The organism is Streptomyces sp. NPDC003300 (genome assembly GCF_040610915.1).
Lineage (GTDB): Bacteria > Actinomycetota > Actinomycetes > Streptomycetales > Streptomycetaceae > Actinacidiphila.
Map to the genome: position 1 here is coordinate 1 of NZ_JBEXNE010000003.1, position 23,417 is coordinate 23,417.

The following is a 23,417-nucleotide window of genomic DNA, read 5'->3' on the forward strand; positions in this document are numbered from 1 at the left end:
CACACTCGCGATCCCCGCATCCCGGCAGGCACGGGCAACGCGGACAGCAATTTCACCGCGGTTCGCGATGAGCACCTTGCGCACGATGGCTCCCTTGGCTCATTTGGCTGGTTCGGCTTCCCCGACTCCGGCGGCTTCCCGGCTCCGACGCCCCGCGGCGGTCAGGGGGCCGCGCGGCGGACGGCCGCGCTCACGGCGTCCAGCCGCCGCTCCGGCCGCCGCGCCGCCACTGGCCGGGGCCGCGGTCCGGGGCGGGGACCGTGCCCCGCCGCCACGATCGCCGCGAAGGTGACCGCCGCGCCGCGGGCTCGTCACCGAGCGGGGCGCCGGCGCCCGCCCACACCGCGAGCAGCGCGGCCAGCTCCTCGGCGGTGGGCTCGCCCCGCACCACCCGGATGTCGGGGTCGCGCGCGCCGCTCACAGCGGGATGTTCCCGTGCTTGCGCGGCAGCCGCGTCACCCGCTTGTCGGCGAGCGCCCGCAGCGCCTGGGCCACTTGCCCGCGGGTCTCGTGCGGCATGATCACCGCGTCCACGTAGCCCCGCTCGGCGGCGACGTACGGGTTGCACAGCGCCTGTTCGTACTCGGCGCGCAGCCGGTCGCGCTCGGCGGCCGGGTCCTCGGCCTGCTCGACGGCGCGGCGGTGCAGGACGGTGACCGCGCTCTCGCCGCCCATGACGGCGATCTCGGCGGTGGGCCAGGCGAGGTTGACGTCGGTGCCGAGGTGCTTGGAGCCCATGACGCCGTACCCGCCGCCGTACGCCTTGCGGGTGACGACCGTGACCATGGGGACGGTGGCCTCGGCGTAGGCGTAGATCAGCTTGGCTCCGCGCCGGATGATGCCGCCGCGTTCCTGCTCCAGGCCCGGCAGGAAGCCGGGGACGTCCACGAAGGTGAGGACGGGGATGTGGAAGGCGTCGCAGGTGCGGATGAAGCGGGCGGCCTTCTCGCTGGCGTCGATGTCGAGCGCCCCGGCCATGTGCGAGGGCTGGTTGGCGACCACGCCGACACTGCGGCCCTCCACCCGGCCGAAACCGCAGATGATGTTGCGGGCGAACAGTTCCTGCGTTTCGAGGAGCTCGCCGTCGTCGAGGACGGTGTGGATCACCTGGTGCATGTCGTAGGGCCGGTTGGCCTCGTCGGGGATCAGCTCGTCGAGCGCGAGGTCGGCGGCGGTGAACTCCTCCGCGGCGCGCACCTCGTAGTCGGGCGCGTCGTCCATGTTGTTCGACGGGAGGTAGCCGAGGAGCAGGCGGACGTACTCGAACGCCTCCTTCTCGTCGCGCGCGAGGTGGTGGGCGTTGCCCGAGACGGCGTTGTGGCTGTAGCCGCCGCCCAGTTCCTCGCGGTCGATCTGGTGGCCGGTCACCGTCTTCAGCACGTCGGGCCCGGTGACGAACATGTGGGAGATGCCCTCGACCATGACGATGAAGTCGGTGATCGCCGGAGCGTAGACGGCGCCGCCCGCGCAGGGGCCGGTCATCAGGGAGATCTGCGGGATGACGCCGGACGCCTGGACGTGCCGCTTGACCAGTTCGGCGTAGAGGGCGAGGGAGACCACGCCCTCCTGGATGCGGGCGCCGCCCGAGTCGTTGATGCCGATGATGGGACAGCCGGTGCGCAGCGCCAGGTCCATCACCTTGAGGATCTTCTCGCCGTAGACCTCGCCGAGGCTGCCGCCGAAGACGGTGAAGTCCTGGGCGAACAGGCAGACCCGGCGGCCGTCGATCGTGGCGTATCCGGTGATCACGCCGTCGCCGAGCGGACGCTGGCGGTCCATGCCGAAGTCGTGGCAGCGGTGCCTGGCCATGGCGTCCAGCTCGACGAAGCTGCCCGGGTCGACCAGGGCGTCGATGCGTTCGCGGGCGGTGAGCTTGCCCTTGTCGTGCTGGCGCGCGACGGCTGGTGCGTCGGTCGCCAGCCGCGCCGACTCGGCCCGCCTGCGGGTGAGTTCGGACAGCCGCTCGGCGGTGGTTCCTCTTCCTGGGCTTGCGGACACGGTGTCTCCTCGGTGCGTCATGACCTGGCCGTGCGGGCGTCGCGGGGCCCGGACGTCAGCCGCTTCGTACGACGGCGTCGGCCAGCGATCCGTCCGTGTAGAGCTGTCGGCAGGCGCGGCGTCGCACCTTGCCGCTGGAGGTCTTGGGCAGAGTGCCGCGCCGCACCAGCAGTACGTCGTCCGCCTCCAGCCGATGATTGTCCCAGACCGCCTCACGTACAAGCCTGTGCAGCCGTTCCGTACCGGTCTCGCGCAGGGTCCGCCCGTCGGCCTCCACGACGACGACCAGTTTCTCGGTGCTGCCGTCGTCCACGGAGAAGGCCGCCGCGCAGTTGGGGCGCAGGCCGGGGGCGGCGGTCTCGGCGGACAGTTCGATGTCCTGCGGGTAGTGGTTGCGGCCCGCGCGGATGACGAGGTCCTTGAGCCGCCCGTTGATGTACAGGGTGCCGTCGTGGAGGAAGCCGAGGTCGCCGGTGCGCAGGTATTCGTGGCTGTCGTCGGCGGCGGGGGCGGTGCGGGCCCAGAAGGTCTCCTTGCTCGCCTCCGGGCGGCCCCAGTAGCCGGCCGCCACGCAGGGCCCGTTGATCCAGATCTCGCCGACGCGGCCGTCGGGCAGCGGGCTCAGGGTCGCGGGGTCGACGATCCTGATCCGGGTCCCGGGCTCCGGCGCGCCGCAGCCGACGATCGGCACGGCGCCGGGCGCGTCCGCGTCGACCTGCCGGACCACGCCGTCCCGCAGGGCGTCGTCGGAGACCCACAGGGCGGCGGGTTCCCGGTCGACGCGGTCGCCGGTGGCCTTCAGGGTGTTCTCGGCGAGCCCGTAGCCGGGGCACATCGCGCGCGGGTCGAAGCGCGCGGGGGCGAAGGCGGCGGCGAAGTTCTCGATGGTCCGCCAGCGCACCGGTTCCGCGCCGTTGCCCGCGACCTGCCAACTGGACAGGTCGAGTCCCGGGCCGATCCGGCCCTCCGCGGCGGCTGACACGCACAGGTCGTACGCGAAGCCGGGCGCGGCGGCGTGCGTGCCGCGGAACCGCGAGATCGCCTCCAGCCAGCGGGCCGGGCGGCGGATGAACGCCTCGGGTGTCATCAGGTACGAGGTGGGGCCCGCCCACAGCGGCAGCACGATCCCGAACAGCATGCCCATGTCGTGGAAGAGCGGCAGCCAGGACACCACGGTGGCGCCGGGGCCGCAGGGCCACAGGTCGTCGGTCTCCCGCGCGTTGGCCATGAAGTTGGCGTGGGTGACCATCACGCCCTTGGGGTCGCCGGTCGACCCCGAGGTGTACTGGAGCAGCGCGGTGTCGCCCGGTCCCGGCAGCGTGCCGTGCCACTGCTCCGGGTCCGCGCCCCCGGCGGCGTCCTCGGGCAGTTCGTCGGTGTGGATCAGCGTCAGGCCGGTCAGCTCCGGGCGGTCGCCGAACCGCTCCCGCAGCTCGCGTGCCACGGCGGCCGTGGTGAGGACGGCGTGGGTGTCCGCGTCGTCGGCGATGCCGCGCAGCCGCTGGAGTCCGCTGACCCGGCTGGGCACCTGGACCGGCGCCGCGGCGATGCCCGCGTACATGCAGCCGAGCAGGGCGCGGACGAAATCGAATCCTGAGGGGTAGAGCAGTACGGCGTTGCGGCCGGCGAGTCCCGCCGCGGTGAGCGCGGCGGCGTGCCGCCGGGCGTCGGCGTCGAGGGCGCCGTAGGTCAGCGGGTCCTGCGGCTCCTCGCCGTCGTGCAGGAAGACGAAGGCGGTGTCGTCCGGCCGTGTCGCGGCGCGCAGCCGCAGCGCGTCCACCAGGGTGCGCACCTCGGGCAGGGTGCGCAGGTCGAGCGGCGCGGAGGGGTGGGGGTACGGGGGCACGGCCTCGGCGACGGGCTGTCGCGTCAGGTCGATGCTCATGGTCAGCGCTCCTTGTCGAGCCGGGCGAGCCGTCCGCGGTAGAAGGTGAGCGGGCCGTCGTCCTCCAGCGTGCCGAGCGAGGTGACGGCGCCGACCACGATCCGGTGGTCACCGCCGTGGTACTCGTCGGCGACCTTGCACTCCAGGTAGCCGATGGCGTCGCGCAGGATGGGCGCGCCGACGCTGCCGCTGAGGCAGTCCAGCCCGTCGAAGCGGGTCGGTCCCGGTGCGGCGAAGCCCATGGCGACCGGGCCCTGTGCCGCGCCGAGGATGCTCACGGCGAAGGTCCCGGTGGCGCGGACGGCGGCCAGCAGCCGGGAGTCGTGCCGCAGGCAGAACAGCACCAGGGGCGGTTCCAGCGAGACGGAGGTGAAGGAGTTGACGGTGGCGCCGACCCATTGCCCGTCGATCACGCTGGTGACGACGGTGATGCCGGTGGTGAAGTGCCCGCACACCTGGCGCATGGCGGACGGCTCCGGCGGCAGGGCCTGGGCGGGGAACCTCTTGGTTCCGGTGTCTGCTTCCATGTCCACGATCCCCAGGTGGGCGAGTCTGCGTCGGATGTCCTGTTCCTGGTCAGTCGTCATGGCCGAGGTCTTTTCCGCCGCCGCGCGCGCCGTAGGGCCGCACCAGGCGCAGCACTCCCGGTGGTGCTTCCTTGCGCGCCCACAGCAGGGTGCGCACCCGTTGCGGGGTGGTGAGGACGTACTCGCGGTCGGTGGGGTCGCCGAAGCCGTAGATCGGCGGCACCATCGGTTCGTTCCGCAGGCGGACGAAGATCCGGTCGGCGCTCTGGCGGGCGGTGGCGCGGCCCTCGGCGGTGTCGCGGCAGGCGGCGAGGGTGAAGTCGAGCAGCTCGCGGTATTCCGGCAGCGTCTCGTGGCAGACACCGGTGGCGGGGTCGGCGCGCAGCGAGGTGAGGGCGGCCTCGGCGGCGCCCGACGCCATCGTCTTGGCGCTCCGCTTGAGGGAGAGCGCGTCGAACATGGTGCCCAGCAGCCAGACCCTGGCCGTCGCGCTCCACAGCGCGGGGTGCGAGCTGGCGGTCAACGCGGCTTCCACCAGGCGGTCCTGACGGTCCGCCATGCCGTGCTGCAATCGCTCCAGATAGCGGAAGCGGCCCGCCGACCAGTCGTCGTCCCTGGCCGCGGCGAGGATGTCGGAGGCCGCGGAGTAGACGAGTTGGGCGGAGGTGTAGAGGTCGCGGCCGAGGACCGGGTCGCCGCCGAGCGCGGAGCCGTCGAGCAGCAGCATGCGGTCGCCCACGGTGCGCGAGGCGTGCCACTGGCCGGAGTCGGCCGTCCAGCAGAACATCGGCTGCGCGTCGGCGAGTTGGGCGGCGACGGCCGGGTGGCGGGCGGCGCGGGCGAGGATCTCCTCCCAGCCGTCGGTCCCCTGCCGGGGGAAGCGGGCGGCGTCCAGCGACAGGGTGACGGTGGCGAGCGCGGAGCCGGCCGGCGTACCCGAGCCGTTGCGGAAGTGGCCGACCTGTATCCAGCCGCCGTCGAAGACGTGGTGCAAGGTGCCCTGCGACCAGGGGTGCGAGCCCTTGAGGACCGGCGCGACCCGCTCGTACGGCCGTACGCCGACGGCGTGCGCGCCGATCACCCGCGTGCCGGTGCCCCCGGAGACCCGCTCGGCGCCGAGCGCGCGGGCCACGGCCGAGTCGGGGCCGCCGGTGTCGACCACGAAGCGGGTGCGTATCTCCTCGCCCGAGGTCAGGGTCAGGCGTACCCGGTCGTCCTCGGCGACGGCCTTGTCGACCCGGACCCGCTGCCGTACCCGGGCGCCGTACCCGACGGCCGCGGCGAGCATCCAGGCGTCCAGGTCGGGCCGGTAGAAGCGGCTCTCGCCGTGCTCCGAGGGGATGTTGAACTGGAGGGAGTCGGCCCGCCGGTGCCCGGCGCCCTCGTGGTGGTGCACGAAGCCGAGGGTGCGCTGCACGCCGCAGTTGTACGACAGTTCGCGTCCGACCCGTCCCGCGTCGGCGAGCAGCGCGATCTCCGGCACCCGGAAGCGCTCGGCGATCACCTCGTAGAGGAACGAGGTGCACGGCAGCGTCATCTCACCCGGCTCGCTGCCGGACGTGTCGTGCTCGCCGAGCAGCAGGACGCGCAGGCCGTGCCGGGCGAGGATCACGGCCAGCGAGGTGGCCGTGATCCCGGTGCCCAGGACGGTGACGTCCGGGTCACGCTGGTCGTCTCCGATGTGGTCGGGGTCGGTTCTCATGGTGCCCATCACCTGTTCGGGTCGGATACGGATGGGTCAGCCGCCGTGCGCGACGCGTTCCATGGCGAAGCCGCGCATGGCGTGGGTCACCGTGCCCGCGATGTCGGCGGGTGCCTTGGTCCGGGCCCAGGCGACGGTGCGCGCCATGCGCGCGGGGGTCGCGTGGAAGAAGTGGTTGCCCGGCTTGTCGAGGTTGAGCGGCGGCGGGATGAAGTCGGCGGCGGAGAGCTGCGCGAACAGCCGCCGGGTCGCCTCCTGCGGTGTGATGGTGCCGTTCTCCACCTGCTCGCTGACGGCGGTGGTGTGGCGCAGCAGTTCGTTGCAGCCGTCGTGGGTGGGGAAGGGCGAGCCGAGGTACTTGGAGTGCTCCATCTCGCGCAGCGGGCCGGTGTCGCCGCCGCGCCGCAGCCGGTCGTAGACGCCTTCGAGGTGGAAGGTGCCGAGCACGGTGGAGATCGCCCAGGTCCTGAAGACCGCGTTCCACATCTCGTAGTCGCGGAAGGCGATGAAGGAGCTGTTGACCAGGTCGTCGTTGGCGCTGAGCAGGCCCTGCTCCAACTGCTCGACGAAGGCGAAGCGTTCGCGGGAGAAGTCGTCGTCGCGGATCGCGTCGAGCAGCCGGTAGCCCAGGACGTTGACGACTTCGAGGGTGTTGGTCAGGCCGCGGGAGTAGAGCGCGTCGATGAATCCGGCGGCGTGCGCGGTGATGCAGAAGCGGTCGCCGACGGTGCTGGTGGTCGAGTACTGCAACCGGCCGGTGGAGACCCACTCGCGGACCGGGCGGGCGTTCTTGAACTGCGGTGCGATGTCGGGGAACCGGCTGAGGAATTCGTCGAATTCCTGCTGCGGCGGGCCGTCGGGCCGCGGGTGGCGGCGCGGGTCCAGGGTGAGGCCGACGCTGCACAGCCGGTTGGTGCCGCCCTTGTTGTTGTCGAAGGGGATCACCCACAGCCAGCCGCCGTCGAAGACGTGGTGCAAGGTGCCCTGGTGCCACGGGCTGGGGTTGCCGTACTGCGACGGGTTGCGCATGACGTCGTCGTACGGGGTGACGCCCACCATGTGCGTGAACAGCGAGCGCGAGTGGTGCTTGAAGCGGGTGGGCTGTTCGCGCAGGCCGAAGTGCTCGGCGACCGGGGAGCGGTGGCCGCTGGCGTCGACCACATAGCGGGCCTGGAAGGTCTCGCCGCGGTCGGTGGTCAAGGTGACGCCCGAGCCGTCGATGTCGACGTCCTGGATCCGGGTCTGCTGCCGCAGGACCGCGCCGTAGGAGGCGGCGGTGTACGCCATGTAGGCGTCGATGTCCTGCCGGTAGAAGTGGTTCTCGGTGTGCAGCATCTTCGGGATGACGAACTGGTTGACCTCGTCGGGCCGTTGGGCCTGGCCCTCGCGCTGGTAGACGAAGCCGAAGTTGCGCTTGACGCCGCAGGCCCCGGTCACGTGCTTGCGTACGCTCTGGAAGCTGGCGAGGTGGGCGATCTCCGGCACGTCGTAGCGGGCGCTGACGACCTTCATCAGCACCGAGGTGTAGGGGATGGTGGACTCCCCGATGGCGAACCGCGGGTGGGTGCCGGCGTCCAGCAGCAGCACCTTGGCGCCGTTGCGGGCGAGTACGGCGCCCAGGATCGAACCGGCGATGCCTGCGCCGAGAATGGCTACGTCGTGGCGGGTGTTCATCTGCGACCTCCTGGGATACGGCGGTGTGTCCTGGGGCTTCGGCCGGTGCAGCCGGATCGGTGGGTCAGTGCTGACGGGCGACCTCGGCGGCGAGCAGCCGTGCCCAGTGGACGGCCGGTTCCTCGAAGAAGGGACGGGGTTCCAGGCGCAGGGCCAGGTCGGCGCGGTAGCGGGCGATGACCTGCGTCACCCCCAGCGAGTCCAGTCCCAGGTCGAGCAGGCTGATGTCGTCGGTGATCTCGGTGAGCGCGACGCCGAGGTGGTCGGCGAGGACCGTTCTGACGTAGCCGTCGAGCAGCGGTTCGCGCTGGTCGGCGGGCGCGTCCAGGACGGCCCGCAGGTGTTCGGAGGGGCCCTGGTCCTGGCCGGGACCGGCGCTGTCGGCGCGGACCTCGGTCAGCAGCGGGCGGGCGCGGCGCGATTCCAGCAGCGGGCCGAGCGTCGTCCAGTCGGCGCCGGAGACCACGGCGTGCGCGGTGTCGGAGGCGAGCAGCGGGCCCAGGTGCCGCAGCCCGGTCTCCGGGTCGATCGCCCGGAGCCCCAGGGCCTCCAGACGGGCCATCAGCTCGTCGCCGCCCAGGCCGCTGGCCACCCGCCAGGGGCCCCAGCTCACGCTGAGCGCGGTGGCGCCGGTGCCGCGCCGGTAGGCGGCGAGCGCGTCGAGGAAGCGGTTGGCCGAGGCGTACGCGCCCAGGTGCGCCGAACCCCACACGGAGGCGATGGACGACATCAGCAGGAAGAAGTCCAGCGGTGCGCCGTCCAGCAGCCGGTGCAGCGTCCAGGCTCCCTCGACCTTGGGCAGCAGCACGGCGTGCAGCGACTCGGGGTCGGCCTCCGCGATGTTCTGCGCCCCGGCCAGGCCCGCGGCGTGGATGACGCCGCGCAGCGGCTGCCCGCTGTCGGCGATGTCCGCGAGGACCGCCGCCATGCCCGCCTCGTCGCCCACGTCGGCGGCGGCGACGGTCACCCGCGCGCCCTCGGTCTCCAGGGCGCGGATCGCGGCGACCCGCTCGGCGACGGGCGCGGGGAGCGCCGGGTCGTCCCAGCTCTGACGCGGGGGCAGGCCCGCGCGGCCGGTGAGGACCAGGTGCCGGGCGCCGAGGCCGACCAGCCACTCGGCCAGCGTCAGCCCGAGGCCGCCGAGCCCGCCGGTGATCAAGTAGCTTCCGTCGCCGGTCACTTGGAGGCGCGGGGCGTCGTCGGCCGGGGGGCCGGAGCGGATCAGACGGGGGACGAGGCGGGCGCCGCCGCGGTAGGCGACCTCGTCGTCCTCGTCCCCGAGGAGCAGTTCCTCGGCCAGTTCCGCGGCGCCGCTGTCGGCCGCGCCGCCTCGCGGGTCCAGGTCGACGGCCCCGCCCCACAGGTCGGCGTGTTCCAGCGAGACGACCTTGGCGAGGCCGGTGAGCAGCGATCCCGCCAGGCCCTCGGGGGCCTCCTCCTCGCCGGTGGCCTGCGCGCCGCGGGTGACCAGCCACAGCCGGGGCGGCCGGGCCCCGGCGGTGGCGGCTTCGGAGGCGGAGCCGGGAGGCGCCTGGGCGGCTCCTTCGGCGAGCGCCTGGATCAGGTGCACCACGGTCTCGGGTCCCGTCACACGGGCCCGCGCCAGGTCCTCGACGGTGGTCTTGTCGCCGCCGGGCGCGTCGAGGGCCGCCAGGTGCACGATCCGGTCGACCGGGCCGACGTCGGCCAGCAGCGCGCGCAGCGCGGCGGGATCGCCCGCGGGGACGCTCCTGGCACCCGGCAGCCCGGCCGGACCGTCGCCGATCCTGGCCAGCACGCACTCCCCGCCGAGCGAGGACAGCTCCGCCGCCAGCCGCTCACCGACCCCCGTGGTGTCGGTGAACAGCAGGGTGCGCCCGGCCGGATCCGCGGCGCGGCCCGCGCGCGGCGAGCGGCGCCACTCCACCGCGTACTGCGGGTAGTCCCCGGCTTCGGGGTCCGCGACCGCCCCGCCGGGCCCTGGCAGTACCGGAGAGGTGTCGTCGGCCAGCGGGAAGTTCAGTCGCAGCCGCTGGAAGGCGTACGTGGGCAGCGGCACGTGCCGGTCGGCGGTGGCCGGGTGCACCCGCGACCAGTCGACGGGTACGCCCCAGGCGTGCAGCGCGCCCAGGCTTCCCAGGACCTGCTCGGCCTCGGGCCGGCCGCGCCGCAGGGACGGCAGCCACAGCAGGTCGGGGTCGGGCAGGGCGCGGGCGGCCAGGCCGAGCAGGGTCCGGCCGGGGCCGATCTCCACGAAGGCGCCGACGCCGGTCTCGCGCAGTGCCAGCACGCCGTCGTGGAAGCGGACGGGCTGCCGGGCGTGCCGGGCCCAGTAACCGGGGTCCGCGAGGGTGGCGCGGTCCAGCGGCCGGCCGGTGAGGTTGGAGATCAGCGGGACGCGCGGCTCACGGAAGGTGATCTTCGCCGCCGCCTCCTCCAGCGGGGCGAGGACCGGGTCGAGCAGCGGCGAGTGGAAGGCGTGCGAGACGGTCAGCGGTTTGGCGGTCACACCCTCGCGGGCCAGCTCAGCCCGGATCTCCGCGATGGCGTCGGCATCGCCGGAAAGGACCGTGTCCTGGGGCCCGTTGACGGCGGCGACGGCGACCAGGTCGGCGCGGGAGCCGATGGCCCGCTCGGCGGCCTGCGCGTCCAGTTGTACGGCGAGCATCGCGCCGGGCGCGGTCACCGACTCCATCAGCCGGGCCCGCAGGGCGATCAGCCCGAGCGCGTCCTCCAGGTCCACCGCTCCGGCGACGCACGCCGCCGCGTACTCGCCGACGCTGTGGCCGATCACGGCGGCGGGGCGGACACCCCAGGACGCCCACAGTTCGGCGAGCGCGAATTCGACGGCGAACAGCGCGGGTTGGGTGTAGCCGGTCCTGTCGAGCGAGCCGTCGGGCTCGACGGGGTGGACGACCTCCAGCAGCGGTCGGTCCAGGACCGGGTCGACGATCTCGGCGCAGCGCTCCAGAGCCTGCCGGAACACCGGCTCGGCCTCGTACAACTCCCGTCCCATGCCCGCGAACTGGGCGCCCTGGCCGGTGAACATGAAGGCGGTCTTCACGCGGTGCGCGGCCTGGGCGCGGCGGGGGGCGGGGCCGCCGTCGCCGGTCCCGAAGTCGTGCAGCCGGTCGGCGAGCGAGGCGGTGTCGCGGGCGGTGAAGGCGGCGCGGACCTGCTGCGGTGAGCGGCCGGCGGCGATGGTGCGGGCCACGGAGTCCAGCGGGGTCGCCGGGTTGGCGCGCAGGAAGTCGGCCCAGCGCAGGGAGAGTTCACGCAGCGCCGGTTCGCTGCGGGCCGACGCGACGAACACTTCTGCCTGCCGCCCCGGCCGCGGGTCCGGCTCGGGCTGCTCGGTGGTCATGGCGGGCGGTTCCTCGATGACGAGGTGGACATTGGTGCCGCTGGCGCCGAACGAGCTGAGGCCCGCGGTGCGCGGCTGCCCGTCGGACGGCCACGGGGTGTGCTCGGCGGCGACCCGCAGGTGCAGCGCGTCCCAGTCGACGTTGGGGTTGGGCGTGCGGAAGTGCAGGCTCGCCGGGATCTCGCCGTGGCCGACGGCCAGCACGCTCTTGATCAGCCCGGCGATGCCCGCCGCCGCCTCCAGGTGGCCGACGTTGGTCTTCACCGACCCGACGTAGACGGGGTGATCCGCCGAACGGCCGGTGCCGAGGACGGTCTCCAGGCTGCGCAGTTCGATGGGGTCGCCGAGGGCGGTGCCGGTGCCGTGCGCCTCGACGTAGCCGATCCGGTCTGCGGTGACTCCCGCGTCGGCGAGCGCCGCGCGGATGACCTCCTGCTGCGCCTTGCCGCTGGGTACGGAGATGCCGCTGGCGTGGCCGTCGTGGTTGACGGCGCTGCCCCGGATGACGGCGAGCACCCGGTCGCCGTCGGCCACGGCGTCGCTGAGCCGTTTGAGCACCACCAGACCGCAGCCCTCGCCGCGTGCGTAGCCGTCGGCGGAGGCGTCGAACGCCTTGCAGCGGGCGTCGGGCGAGACCGCCCCGGCCTTGCTGACCAGCACGAAGCCGTACGGGGACAGGATCACGTTGACCCCGCCCGCCAGTGCCAGATCGGTCTCGCCCAGGCGCAGGGCCTGGCACGCCTGGTGGACGGCGACCAGTGAGGAGGAGCAGGCGGTGTCGACGACCTGCGCGGGTCCGCGCAGCCCGAAGGTGTGCGCGATGCGTCCGGCGATGAAGCTGTTCTCGCCGAGGAGTTGGTAGCCGTCGATCGCGGCCGGGTCGCCGTACTGCTGCCGCAGCCGTACGTAGTCGCTGGTGCTCGCGCCGATGTAGACGCCGGTGCGGGAGCCGTCCAGCGAGTCGTGCGGGATGCCGGCCCGCTCCAGCGCCTCCCAGGCGACTTCGAGCGCGATCCGCTGCTGGGGGTCCATTCCGAGTGCTTCGCCCGGCGCGATCCCGAAGAGCTGCGCGTCGAAGGTGTCGGCGCTGTCCAGGAACCCGCCTTCCACGACGTACGCCTTCGCGGGCGCCTCGGGGTCGGGGTCGTAGTACGGGTCGGTGTCCCAACGGTCGCGTGGGAAGGGGCCGATGGCGTCCACGCCGTCGCGCAGCAGGTCCCACATGCGCTCGGGCGAGTCGGCGCCGCCGGGGAAGCGGCAGCCGACGCCGATGACGGCCACCGGGCTGTGCAGCGCGGCCCGTTGGTCCTCGACCATCGTGCGCAGCCGCCCGATGGTCTCCAGTGCCTGGGCGAGGCGGGACCGTTGGTCCGGTGCGCGCTCCGGCGTACGGTCCGATGTGCGGGGTCCGGCACCGTCGGTGGGCTGGTTCATCGCTTGTCTCCCTCGATGAGGGCGTTCACGGCGGCGACTTCGGCGTCCAGACGGGCGAAGAGGTCCGCGTCGTCGGGGTCGTCGTAGTCGTCTTCATCGGTGAGGTCGCCGGTGACGGTGGCGTTGTCCGCGGTGCCTTCGGCGCTTTCGGCGCGTCCGGTGGTCGCGGCGTTCTCGGCGCGTCCGGTGTCTTGGGTACGGGTGGCGCTGTCGGCGGCGGGCTGCGGCGAGTGAGACCACTCGTCGCCCGATCCGCCGACCACCTCGGCGGCGAGGAATCCGGCCACGGCGTCGCCCGTCGGGTATTCGAAGGCGAGGGTCGCGGGGAGCGCGCTGCCGAAGCGGCGCTCCAGCCGTACCTTCATCTCCAGCGCCGTGATGGAGTTCAGGCCCAGTTCGAAGAAGCCCTGCCGGGGCTCCAGTTCGCCGGGTCCGTCCAGGCCGAGCACCACCGCCACCTCCTCCAGGACGCACTCCAGCAGCAGATCGCCGCGCGCCGCGTCGGGCAGTGAGCGCAGCTTGTCCAGCAGCGCGCCGGAGTCACCGGGCGCAGCCGCCGCCTCGGCGGCCAGGGCGTCGAAGAGCGGCCAGGGGCGGGCCTGTTGGTAGAGCGGCAGCAGCAGGCCCCAGTCGGCGTCGGCCGCGGCGGCGCCGGTCAGGCCCGCCGCGGTGATCCGGTCGAGCAGTTCCACGGCGATGCCGGGCGGGAGCGGGCGCATGCCGCTGCGCGTCAGCCGGTTGGCGCTGTCGCGGTCCAGCAGATCCACGTCGAGCCAGGGCGCCCAGGCGATGGCGCAGACCGGCAGGCCCAGGGCGCGCCGGTGCCCGGCGAGGGCGGTGAGCAGCGCGTCGACCGGGGCCTGCACGCCCGCCCCGATCGCCGCCCAGGCCGACGCCACGGTGCCCCACACCTGGAAGAGGTCCAGGTCGGTACGCGTGTCGAGCGCTGCTTGGTGCAGCAGCCACGCGCCGCGGGCGCGGTCCTCGACCGCCTCGGCGATCGCGGCGGCGGTCGGCTCCTGGTCGATCGGCAGATTCCAGCCGACGCCGAGCCAGATCACGCCCGCGACGGGGTGTCCGGCCGCGGCCTCGTCCTCGATCAGCCGGGTCGCCTGCTTGGCGTCCTCCACGCGGGGCACGACCAGCGTGCGGCCCGCGCCGCGCGCGGTCAGCCAGGCGGCCACCCGGTCGGGCAGCGGTCCTTCCGCGCCCGCCACCAGATAGCTGCGGTCGGCGGCCAGTTCGACCGGCTCGAACAGCGGCGGCGGGGCCGGGGCGCGCAGCACCCGGGCGGTGAGCCTGCGTCCGGCGCGCAGCGCGATCTGGTCCTCGACATCCTCGCCTCCGGCGCGGTCGGCGCCGTGGGCGAGCAGTTCGGCCGCGACGGCCGCCGCGTCCTCCTCCACGCCCGAGGTCAGCGGGTCCAGGTCGAGCGCGGCGCCCCAGGCGGTGGGGCGTTCCACGCCGGAGACGATCGCGGACTGCCGCAGCGGTGCCTGTGCGGCGGCGGGCAGTTCCAGCTCGTCCACCGCGACCGCGCCCCGCGTCACATACAGCACGCGTGCGCCGCTGCCGACCGCCGCCGTCACGGAGGCGACCGCCGTCACCCCCGCGCACACGTCGGCCACGGCGAGGGGGTCGGGCTCGTCCCGCTCCGGCAGGTCCAGCGCCCCGAGGTGCACGACGTCCCGGCAGCCGGGCCCGGTGCGCAACTCCCGCAGCGCGTCGGCGAGTCGCTGCCGTACGGCGTCGGGCTCGCCGTCGGCCGCCAGCAGGGTCGTGGGCCGGCCTTGTGCGGCCAGTGCCCGTGCCAGTTCTTCGGCGACGCCGCCGCGGTCCGCGAGGACGACGGTGACAGGTCCGGTCAGGAGCGCCCCCGCTCCCCCGGCGGCTGTGGACGGGTCGTCGTCGGTCCGCGATGCGCCGAGGCCGTCCCGCTGGGCCGGGACATGGGCGGTCAAGCCGCGCTGCGGAGGCCCGGCTTCGAGCCGAGCCGGGGTTTCGGCCGGCCGCTGCTCGGGCTGACGGACCGTCAGCGGGCGCTCCTGCCAGCCGAGGACGTACAGGCTGGTGGTGAGGCGCGCGGTCTCCTCCTGGTTGAGGACGCGGCCTCGCGGCGGGGCGAGGCGCAGGCCGGTGATCTCGGCGAGCGGCCGGCCCTCGGGGGTGGTCAGGCGGATGTCGGCGGTCGGGTCGCCCGCGGTGTCGGGGCGCAGGGCGGCGGTGACGAGGACGCGGTCGTCGGGGGCCGCGTACAGGGTGAGGCTGTCGAGGGAGGCGGGGAGCGGCGCCGGGTCGGCGGGGTCGGCGGACAGCAGGAACGCGGGCAGCCGCAGGGCGAGTTCGAGGAGGTCGGGGGCGAGGTGCCAGCGCATGGTGGCCGGGCGCAGCCGCAGTTCGAGTTCGATGCGGCCGTCGGCGGTCCGGGCCGATTCCGGGGTCGGCGCGCAGTCCCCGGTGGCGTGCCGGGCCACCCAGGCGCGCAGGGCCTCGTCGACCGGGCCGCGCGGGTGCGGCGGGGCGTCCGCAGCGGTGTCGGACGGCGCGCGTCCTGGCAGGGCGCGGCCCGAGACGAGGCGGCGGGGGCGCGGCGCGGTGTCGCTGGCGGGCTCCCACAAGGTGAGCGCCAGACCCGGCCGGTCGCCCGACGCGGCCCGTTCCAGGGTGAGTTGGGTGGTGACGGAGCCGTCGGCCGGGACCAGCAGGGGGCGGTCGAGGGTGATGTCCTCAAGGCGGACGGGGCGGCCGGGGCCGAAGGCGGTCCCGGCCGCGGCGACGGCCAGCTCCAGCCAGGTGGCGCCGGGCACCCGCAGCGCGGCGCCGACGGGTTCGGCGCCGAGCCGGGTGGCGGTACGGGCGTCGAGGTCCGTCTCCACGACGCGGCCCGACGGGGTGCGGACGTCGCGGGTCAGCAGCGGGTGGGCGCCCTTGTTCGCGGGGGCGGCGTCGCGCTGGTCGACCCAGTACCGCTTGTGCTCCCACGGGTAGGTCGGCAGCTCGGCGAGCGGGCCGTTCCCGGGGTGCAGCCGCGGCCAGTCCACGGCCTGGCCGCCGACGTGCAGGGCGCCGAGCCCGGTGAGCAGCGACTCCGGGCCGTCCTGGTCGCGCAGCAGTGACGGCACGAACAGTCCGTCGGTGCCCGCGGCCCGCAACTCCTGCTCGATGGGCACGAGTTGGATGGGGTGGGCGGACAGCTCCACGAAGGTGTCGTGTCCGTCCGCCGCCGCTGCGCGTACGGCGTCGGCGAACCGTACGGTCTGCCGCAGGTTCCGGCCCCAGTAGGCGGCGTCCAGGGGGGTGTCGGCGGCGAGCGGCGCGCCGTCCACCGAGGAGTACATCGGCAGGCGCGGGGCGGCCGGGGCCAGGCCGGTCAGGGCGTGTACAAGCTGTTCGCGCAGCGGCTCGGCCCAGGGGCTGTGGGCCGGGCCGCCGGCGTTGACCGCACGGAAGAACACGTTGCGCGCGCGCATTCGGGCGCCCAGTTCCTCCAGTGCGGTCGTCTCTCCCGACACCACCGTCGACTGTCGGCTGTTGACCACGGCGACGCACAACCGGTCGCCGTACGGTGCCAGTTCGTCCTCGATGCGGTCGGCGTCGAGGCCGACCACGGCCATGCCGCCCTGGCCGACCAGGGCCCGCAGCAGGTGGGTGCGGCGCACCATGATCTCCGCGGCCTGCGTCAGGTCGAGCGCGCCCGCGCACAGGGCGGCCGACACCTCGCCCATGCTGTGGCCGAGCACGGCGGCGGGCTCGACGCCCAGGGCGCGCCAGCTCGCCGTCAGGCCGTACTGGGTGGCGAAGAGCATGATCTGCTGGTCGAGTTCGTTCGAAGGCTCGCGCGCGGATTCCAGCGCTTCGCGCACCGACCAGTCCAGGTGGCGGGCGAGCGCGGCGTCGCAGTCCGCGATCGCGTCCCGGAACACCGGGTCGGCGGCCAGCAGGGAGCGGCCCATGGCGGGCCAGTAGGAGCCGTGTCCGGAGAAGACGAAGACGGGTCCGCGTGCGCGTGCGGCGGCCTTGCCGAGGACGGTGCCGGGGACGCTGTCACCGTCGGCGACGGCGGTCAGGCGTTCGGCGAGCGCGGCGCGGTCGCGGCCCACGACGACCAGCCGGTGGTCGAGGTGGGAGCGGTGTACGGCCAGGGTCCGCGCCACGGCGGCCGGTTCCGCGCCGTGCGCGTCCCGTATCGCGTCGCCGTCCGGCTCGGCGCTGAGCAGTGAGCGCAGGGCGGCGGCCCGGCCGCGCAGTGCGGCGGGGGACGCGGCGGACAGCGGCAGGACGTGGAGACGGGCGGTCAGGGCCGCGCCGTCGTCCGCGTCAGAGGTGCCGGAAGCATCGGGGACGTCGGAGGCGTCGGAGGCGTCGGTCGCGGGGGCCTCGGCGAGCACGATGTGCGCGTTGGTGCCGCTGAAGCCGAAGGCGCTGACCCCGGCGACCCTGCGGCGCTCGCCGCGGGCCCACGGGCGGGCCTCGGTCGGGACGTCCAGGGGCAGTTCGTCCCAGGGGATGTCGGGGCTCGGCCGCGTGAAGTGCAGGTGCGCGGGCACCGTCTCGTGCCGCAGGGCCAGGACGGTCTTGATGAGTCCCGCGATGCCGGACGCGGCTTCCAGGTGGCCGATGTTGGTCTTCACCGAGCCGACCAGGCAGGGCTGCTGGGTCGTCCGTCCGGCCAACGCGGCGCCGAGCGCCCGCAGTTCGATCGGGTCGCCGAGCGGAGTGCCGGTGCCGTGCGCCTCGACGTAGTCCATGTCGTCGGCGCCGACGCGGGCGTCGGCGAGTGCGGCGCGCAGCAGTGTCTCCTGCGCGGGACCGTTGGGGGCGGTGAAGCCGCTGCTGGCGCCGTCCTGGTTGACGGCCGAGCCGAGGATCAGCGCCAGGACCCGGTCGCCGTCGCGCCGGGCGGCGGACAGCGGCTTGAGGATGACGGCTCCGCAGCCCTCGCCCCGCGTGTATCCGTCGGCGGTGGCGTCGAAGGTCTTGCACCGGCCGTCGGCCGCGAGGGCCCCGGCGGCGTCGCTGGCCCGGTGGATGGTGGGGCCGAGGATGAGATTGACGCCCGCGGCGACCGCGAGGTCGCTCTCGCCCGAGCGCAGGCTGGCCACCGCGAGGTGCACCGCGACCAGCGAGGACGAGCAGGCGGTGTCGACGGCCAGGCTCGGGCCGCGCATGCCGAGCAGGTACGACAGGCGGCCGGCGGCGGCGCTGAAGGAGGTGCCGGTGCCGTAGAAGGCGTCGACGTTGTCGGGGTGGCTGCCCACGATCTGGGCGTAGTCGGTGGAGTTCATGCCGAGGAAGACCCCGGTGCGGGACTCGGCGAGCGAGGTCGGCGGGACGCCCGCGTGTTCCAGCGCCTCCCAGGCCACTTCGAGGAACATCCGCTGCTGCGGGTCCATCACCTTGGCCTCGCGCGGCGGGATCCGGAAGAACGGCGCGTCGAAGCCCGCCGGGTCGTCGTCCAGGAAGCCGCCCCACCACACGCGCGGGTCGTCGAAGCGGCCGTCGGGGGCGCGGCGTACGGCGTCGCGGCCCGCGGTCAGCAGCCGCCAGTAGGCGTCCGGGCCCTCGGCGCCGCCGGGGAAGCGGCAGCCGACGCCGATGACGGCGATCGGCTCGGGCGCGCCGGGTGTGCCGGTCGGCGCGGCCGGAGCCGCGGGCGTGTCGGTCGTACGGGACACGGCCGCCGCGTCGGTCGTACGGGCCACGGCGGGCGCGGGAGCCGGGGCGTCGCCGAGCAGGCCGTCGAGGTAGGCGGCGAACCGCCGCACGGTGGGGTGGTCGAAGGCCGCGGTCTTCGGCAGCCGCAGCGGCACGGACCGTTCCAGCACCTTGCACAGCTCGACGGCGCCGAGGCTGTCCATGCCGAGGTCGGTGAAGCCGCGACCGCGCGCCACGGTGGTGCCGGAGGCCAGCCCCAGCACCTCCGCGGCGGCGTCCGCGACCAGGTCGGCGAGCTGGTCGCGGCTGGGGCGCGCCGGAGTCGCCGGAGCGGTGGCGGGAGCGGCGTCCACCGGCGCGGGCAGGGCGGGCGGCGCCGTCTCGGACAGCGGCGCGCCCGGAGTGCTCAGGCGCAGCCCCACGGTCTCGGCGACGAGCCGCCCGGCCTCGTCGTACAGCTTCAACTCACCGTGCAGTGCGTTCAGTTGCGGCAGGGTGTCGGCATTGGCGTTCGCGTCGGGCGCGGGGATGTCGAACCACAGCTTGTCGCCCTGCCACGGGTAGCCGGGCAGGTCAGTGACGGACGTGGGTCCCGGATTGACCTCGGGCCAGCGGATGTCGACCCCGGCGGCGTACAGCCTGGCCAGCGAGGTGCGCGCGGTGGCGACGTCGTCGGTGTCGCGGCGCAGGGTGGGGACGACGAGCCCGTCGACTCCCCGGTCCTCCAGGCTCTGGACGACGGGCTGGGCGAGCACCGGGTGCGGGCCCAGCTCCACGAAGAGGCGGTGACCGGCGTCGAGCGCGCGGCCGAGCGCGGCGGAGAAGCGGACCGGCTGGCGGAGGTTGCGTCCCCAGTAGTCGGCGCCGAAGGGGCCATCGGCGCCCGGCTCGCAGGTGAGGTGGACCGGCACGCGCGGCTTCGCCGGGGTGATCTCGCCGAGCAGTGCGACGAGTTCGTCCTGGTAGGGCGCCATCTGCGCGCTGTGGAAGGCGTATTCGCCGGGCATCGCGCGGTAGCCGTGGCCGAGCTCGGCCAGTTCAGCGCCCAGGGCCTCGACGGCCTCGGTGCGTCCGGAGACGACGGTGCTCGCGGGACCGTTGACGGCGGCCACGGTCACGTCGTCGCCGTATGCGGCGAGCAGCGGCAGCAGGTCGGCTTCGGGGAGGGCCACGGAGGCCATCCGGCCGCCGCCCTCGGCCCGTTGGAGGAGGTGTCCGCGGTGCACGATGACGCGTACGGCGTCGGTGAGGGTCAGTGCGCCCGCCACGTGGGCGGCGGCGATCTCGCCCATGCTGTGCCCGATGACGGCGGCGGGCTCCACGCCCCAGGAGCGCCAGAGCGCGGCGGCTGCCACCTGCACAGCGAAGACGACGGGCTGGGCGAATTCGGTCCGGGTCAGCCGGGAGTGCTCGGCGTCCGCGGTCAGTTCGCCGATCACCGACCAGCCCGCCTCCGCGGCGATCAGCTCGTCCACGCGGGTCAGTTCGGTCCGGAAGGCGTCCTCGTGGGCCAGCAGTTCGCGGCCCATGCCCGTCCACTGGCCGCCCTGCCCGGAGAAGACGAAGCAGACCTGCGGCAGGTCGTCGCCCGAGTCGCCCGGGTCGCCGAAGTCCCCGGCGTCCGTGCCGCCCCACTGCGTGCCGCCTCGCTCTTCCGCCGCCAGGTCCGGCACGGCGGTGTCGAGAGACGTCTCCAGCAACGCGCCGAGTTCCTGGGCGAGTTCGGTGGCCGTCCTGCCGGTGACGGCGATGCGGTGCTCGCGGTGCTGGGTGCGCCGGGTGCCCGCCGCCGTGACGTACGCGGCCAGTTCGGCCTCCGGCTGGTCGAGCAGCCGGTCGCGGTGCGCACGGGCCAGTTCGCGCAGCGCGGCGCCGGAGCGCGCGGAGACCGGCAGGAGCAGCCGGGACGGCCGGTCCTGTGCCGCCTCGGCGGGCGGGGCGACCGCGGGCGGTGCCTCGACGATCACATGGGCGTTGGTGCCGCTGAGCCCGAAGGCGCTGACGCCGGCCAGTCGCCGCCCGCCGCCGTCCGGCCACGCGGTGAGGTCCGTCGGCACCCGCACCGGCCAACGGTCCCAGCGGATACCGGGGTTGAGCCGGTCCAGGTGCAGATGCGGCGGGATCTCGCCGTGCTGTGCGGCCAGTGCCGCCTTGAGGAGCCCGGCCGCGCCCGCCGCGCCGTCGGTGTGCCCGAAGTTGGTCTTCAACGAGCCGACCAGCAGCGGGTGTTCCGCGTCGCGTCCTTCGCCGAGAATCCGGGCGAGCGCACTCATCTCGATGGGGTCGCCGAGCGGGGTGCCGGTGCCGTGCGCCTCGACGTAGCCGATCTCGTCGGGCCGTACGTCCGCGGCGGCCAGGGCGTCCCGCAGCAGCGACTGCTGGGCGGCGGCGCTGGGCACGGTCAGTCCCGCGCTGTGCCCGTCGTGGTTGACGGCGGAGCCGCGGATCACGGACAGCACGCGGTCGCCGTCGGCGAGCGCGTCGGTCAGCCGCTTGAGGACGAGCACCACGCAGCCGTCGCCGCGGACGATTCCGTCGGCCGCCGCGTCGAAGACCTTGCAGTGCCCGTCCTTGGCCATGGCGCCGACCTTGGACATGAACACCGTCAGCTCGGCGGAGAGCAGCAGGTTGACGCCGCCGACCAGCGCGGTGTCGGACTCCCCCGTCAGCAGGCTCTGCCGCGCGAGGTGCACGGCGACCAGCGACGAGGAGCAGGCGGTGCTCAGCGCCACGCTCGGGCCGTTGAGGCCGAGCAGGTACGACAGCCGGCCGGGGCCGAAGCTGGCCTCCTTGCCCGAGGCGTACCAGGGGTCGATGCCGCGGACGCCCGCCTCGCGGGAGTGCCGCAGGAAGTAGTCGACGCTCAGGCCGCCGGAGAAGACGGAGGTACGGGTGCCGGCGAGGCTGCCGGGGACGATCCCGGCGTGTTCCAGCGCGTCCCAGGCGACCTCGATGAGCATCCGCTGCTGCGGGTCGATCTGCCGGGCCTCGCGCGGGGCGATACCGAAGAACTCCGCGTCGAAACGCGTCTCGTCCTCGATGAAACCGCCCCAGCGCGTGTACGTCCGGCCTGGCGCGTCGGGGTCCGGGTCGTAGTGCCGGGCGAGGTCGGAGCGGGACGGCGGGATCTCGGTGATCACGTCCGTGCCGTCCCGCAGCACCCGCCAGAATCCGGCCAGGTCCGCCACGCCGCCCGGGAAGCGGCAGCCGGCACCGATGATCGCCACCGCCTCCGGGGCCTGATCGGTCATCAGAACAGCGCCGCCGCTGAGGGCGCGGACAGGCTGCCCAGGTGCTTGTACCAGAGGTGGTCGGGATCGTTCTCGACCGTGGCGACGATCTTCCGCATCGCGGCGAGCGCGCGCGGTTCGTCGTCGTCGTAGACGTCGCCCTGGAGCATCTTGAGGACGTCGAGCCGGTACCTGGGGTCCTGCACGAAGGCGGTGAACAGGATGTTCAGCCGGTAGTAGATGGAGATGAACTCGTACCAGTTGCTCACCCCGCGCCGCAGCGTCCGCTCGTACTCGGTGAAGCGGGACTTGCTGAAGTCCCCGGCCTCCGCCGCCGCGATGATGTCCTTGGTCGCGATGCGGGCGCTGTTGAGCGCGACGCTGACGCCGCTGGAGAAGATCGGGTCCACGAAGCGCGCGGCGTCGCCGATCAGCACGAAGTTGTCGCCGGTGATCTCCTTCATGCCGTAGCTGTAGTCGCCCTCGGCCTTGAAGGGGCGTACGCGCTCGGAGTCCTCGAGCGCGGCGCGCAGTTCGGGGCGGCTTCCCACGCACTCCCAGAAGAAGCCCTCCAGGTCGTCCTTGGAGGCGGTGAAGTGCTTCTTCTGCGTGACGACGCCGACGCTGGTGATGGTGTCGGTGATCGGGATCTGCCAGACCCAGGTGTCGGTCAGCGGCAGGAAGTGGATGAAGATGTAGTCGGCCTTCTTCTTGTCGTGCGAGAGGGCCGTGCGGTCCAGGCCGTCGAACCAGGTGTGCACCGCGTACTGGTTGAACACCGGGTCGGGGACCTTGAGCTTGAGCTGGCGGCCGAGCATCGTGCCGCGCCCGCTGGCGTCCACGACCATGCGGACGGTGACACCGGTGTCCTTGTCGCGGACGGGGTGGATCACCGGGTGCTCGCCGGAGAAGTCGACGCTGCCGATGCGGGTGTTCTCGAAGACCTTCGCGCCGCAGGAGGCGGCGTGCTGGAGCAGGAGCTGGTCGAACTTGCCCCGGTCCACGTGGTACGTGTGGGACTGGAGGACGCCGGGCTGGTCGCGCTCGTCGAATTCGATCTCGGCGGCGCCGAGGCCGTGCGAGAGGCCGCCGAAGCCCATGGTGGGGATGCCGGCCGGTGCCGCGGACGTCCAGGCCGCGCCGAATTTGCGGGGGAATCCGGCCTGCTCGACGAGGTCGAGCGCGCCGATGTCGCGCAGTACGGGGGTGGTGGCGGGCACCAGTGACTCGCCGACGTGCTCGCGGGGGAAGGTCTCCCCCTCGAAGACCGCGACGGTGAGTCCGGCCCTGGTCAGGTATGAGGCCGCGGTGGAGCCTGCCGGGCCTCCACCGATGATCCCGATGTCATAGTCGACTGCGGACAAGACTGCTCCTCTTGAGTCGGATCGGACGGGCCCTGCCTCGGCACGGGCCGCGCTTCCGGTCGGGCGGTTCGCGTCCGCGTCAAAGCGGCGGCGGCACAGCGGCGTCGGACAGAGCGTCAGGCCATGGCGGCGGGGTCGGTCTGGATCCGGACCACGAGCTTGCTGATGGCGTCCAGGCTCTTGAAGTTCCTGCCGACGATGTACTCGGGCGGCATGAACAGCCCGTACCTGTCGTGGATATGGGCGATCAGCTCGGTGGTGTTCAGCGACGTGAGGATTCCGAGCTGGAGCAGCGGGGAATCGGGCTCGATTCCCTCCTCGCCCTCGGGCAGGAATCGCGTTTCGACGAACTCCTTCAGCTCCGCGAGGACTTCGTCGTAGCCGAGCTGCGGATCAGAACTGTCGGACATGCGTAGCGACCTTCCGGAGTCCGGGGTTGACACGGCGGAACCCCCGACTCCACGAAGTCGCGGTCGGCTCGGCCAGGGCCCCAAACGTAGCTACGGGCGCCACCGGAGGACTTCACCAGACCTGATGAATTACGCCCGCGCACACACGCCCCGAAGTGCGTACTTACGGGGGAGGCGCCGCTTCCGCTTCACGTG

Annotated in this window: 11 protein-coding genes; all 11 read right to left on the reverse strand. The window is 73.7% G+C overall.

The genetic code is table 11. The features are described from left to right. Positions 1-84: biotin carboxylase N-terminal domain-containing protein (locus ABZX65_RS04945; RefSeq protein ID WP_355335748.1), on the reverse strand; the 84-nt coding region annotated here is incomplete at its 3' end. 106 nt (positions 85-190) lie between these two features. Continuing rightward, positions 191-421: an acyl-CoA carboxylase subunit epsilon gene (locus ABZX65_RS04950; RefSeq protein ID WP_355334768.1), complete on the reverse strand. Its 231-nt coding sequence runs from the start codon at positions 419-421 to the stop codon at positions 191-193. Continuing rightward, the gene (locus ABZX65_RS04955) at positions 418-1,998 is read right to left on the reverse strand and encodes an acyl-CoA carboxylase subunit beta (RefSeq protein ID WP_355334771.1); all 1,581 of its coding nucleotides are present in this window, start codon (positions 1,996-1,998) and stop codon (positions 418-420) included. The genes ABZX65_RS04950 and ABZX65_RS04955 overlap by 4 nt, the downstream gene beginning before the upstream one ends. A gap of 55 nt (positions 1,999-2,053) precedes the next feature. After that, the gene (locus ABZX65_RS04960; RefSeq protein WP_355334774.1) at positions 2,054-3,883 is read right to left on the reverse strand and encodes a fatty acyl-AMP ligase; all 1,830 of its coding nucleotides are present in this window, start codon (positions 3,881-3,883) and stop codon (positions 2,054-2,056) included. A gap of 2 nt (positions 3,884-3,885) precedes the next feature. Next, on the reverse strand, positions 3,886-4,470 hold the full coding sequence (locus ABZX65_RS04965) for a flavin reductase family protein (protein WP_355334777.1): 585 nt from the start codon (positions 4,468-4,470) through the stop codon (positions 3,886-3,888). Further along, positions 4,460-6,112: a hypothetical protein gene (locus ABZX65_RS04970; RefSeq protein ID WP_355334779.1), complete on the reverse strand. Its 1,653-nt coding sequence runs from the start codon at positions 6,110-6,112 to the stop codon at positions 4,460-4,462. The genes ABZX65_RS04965 and ABZX65_RS04970 overlap by 11 nt, the downstream gene beginning before the upstream one ends. 36 nt (positions 6,113-6,148) lie before the next feature. After that, positions 6,149-7,786 carry an FAD-dependent oxidoreductase gene (locus ABZX65_RS04975; RefSeq protein ID WP_355334782.1) on the reverse strand — a complete coding sequence of 546 codons (1,638 nt, stop codon included), beginning with the start codon at positions 7,784-7,786 and terminating at the stop codon, positions 6,149-6,151. A gap of 64 nt (positions 7,787-7,850) precedes the next feature. After that, complete coding sequence (locus ABZX65_RS04980) at positions 7,851-12,563, reverse strand: type I polyketide synthase (protein WP_355334785.1); 4,713 nt, start codon at positions 12,561-12,563, stop codon at positions 7,851-7,853. Then, positions 12,560-21,469: a beta-ketoacyl synthase N-terminal-like domain-containing protein gene (locus ABZX65_RS04985; RefSeq protein WP_355334788.1), complete on the reverse strand. Its 8,910-nt coding sequence runs from the start codon at positions 21,467-21,469 to the stop codon at positions 12,560-12,562. The genes ABZX65_RS04980 and ABZX65_RS04985 overlap by 4 nt, the downstream gene beginning before the upstream one ends. Beyond that, on the reverse strand, positions 21,469-22,812 hold the full coding sequence (locus ABZX65_RS04990; protein WP_355334791.1) for an NAD(P)/FAD-dependent oxidoreductase: 1,344 nt from the start codon (positions 22,810-22,812) through the stop codon (positions 21,469-21,471). The genes ABZX65_RS04985 and ABZX65_RS04990 overlap by 1 nt, the downstream gene beginning before the upstream one ends. A 116-nt stretch (positions 22,813-22,928) precedes the next feature. Continuing rightward, complete coding sequence (locus ABZX65_RS04995) at positions 22,929-23,222, reverse strand: phosphopantetheine-binding protein (RefSeq protein WP_355334794.1); 294 nt, start codon at positions 23,220-23,222, stop codon at positions 22,929-22,931. Between the last annotated feature and the right edge of the window lie 195 nt (positions 23,223-23,417).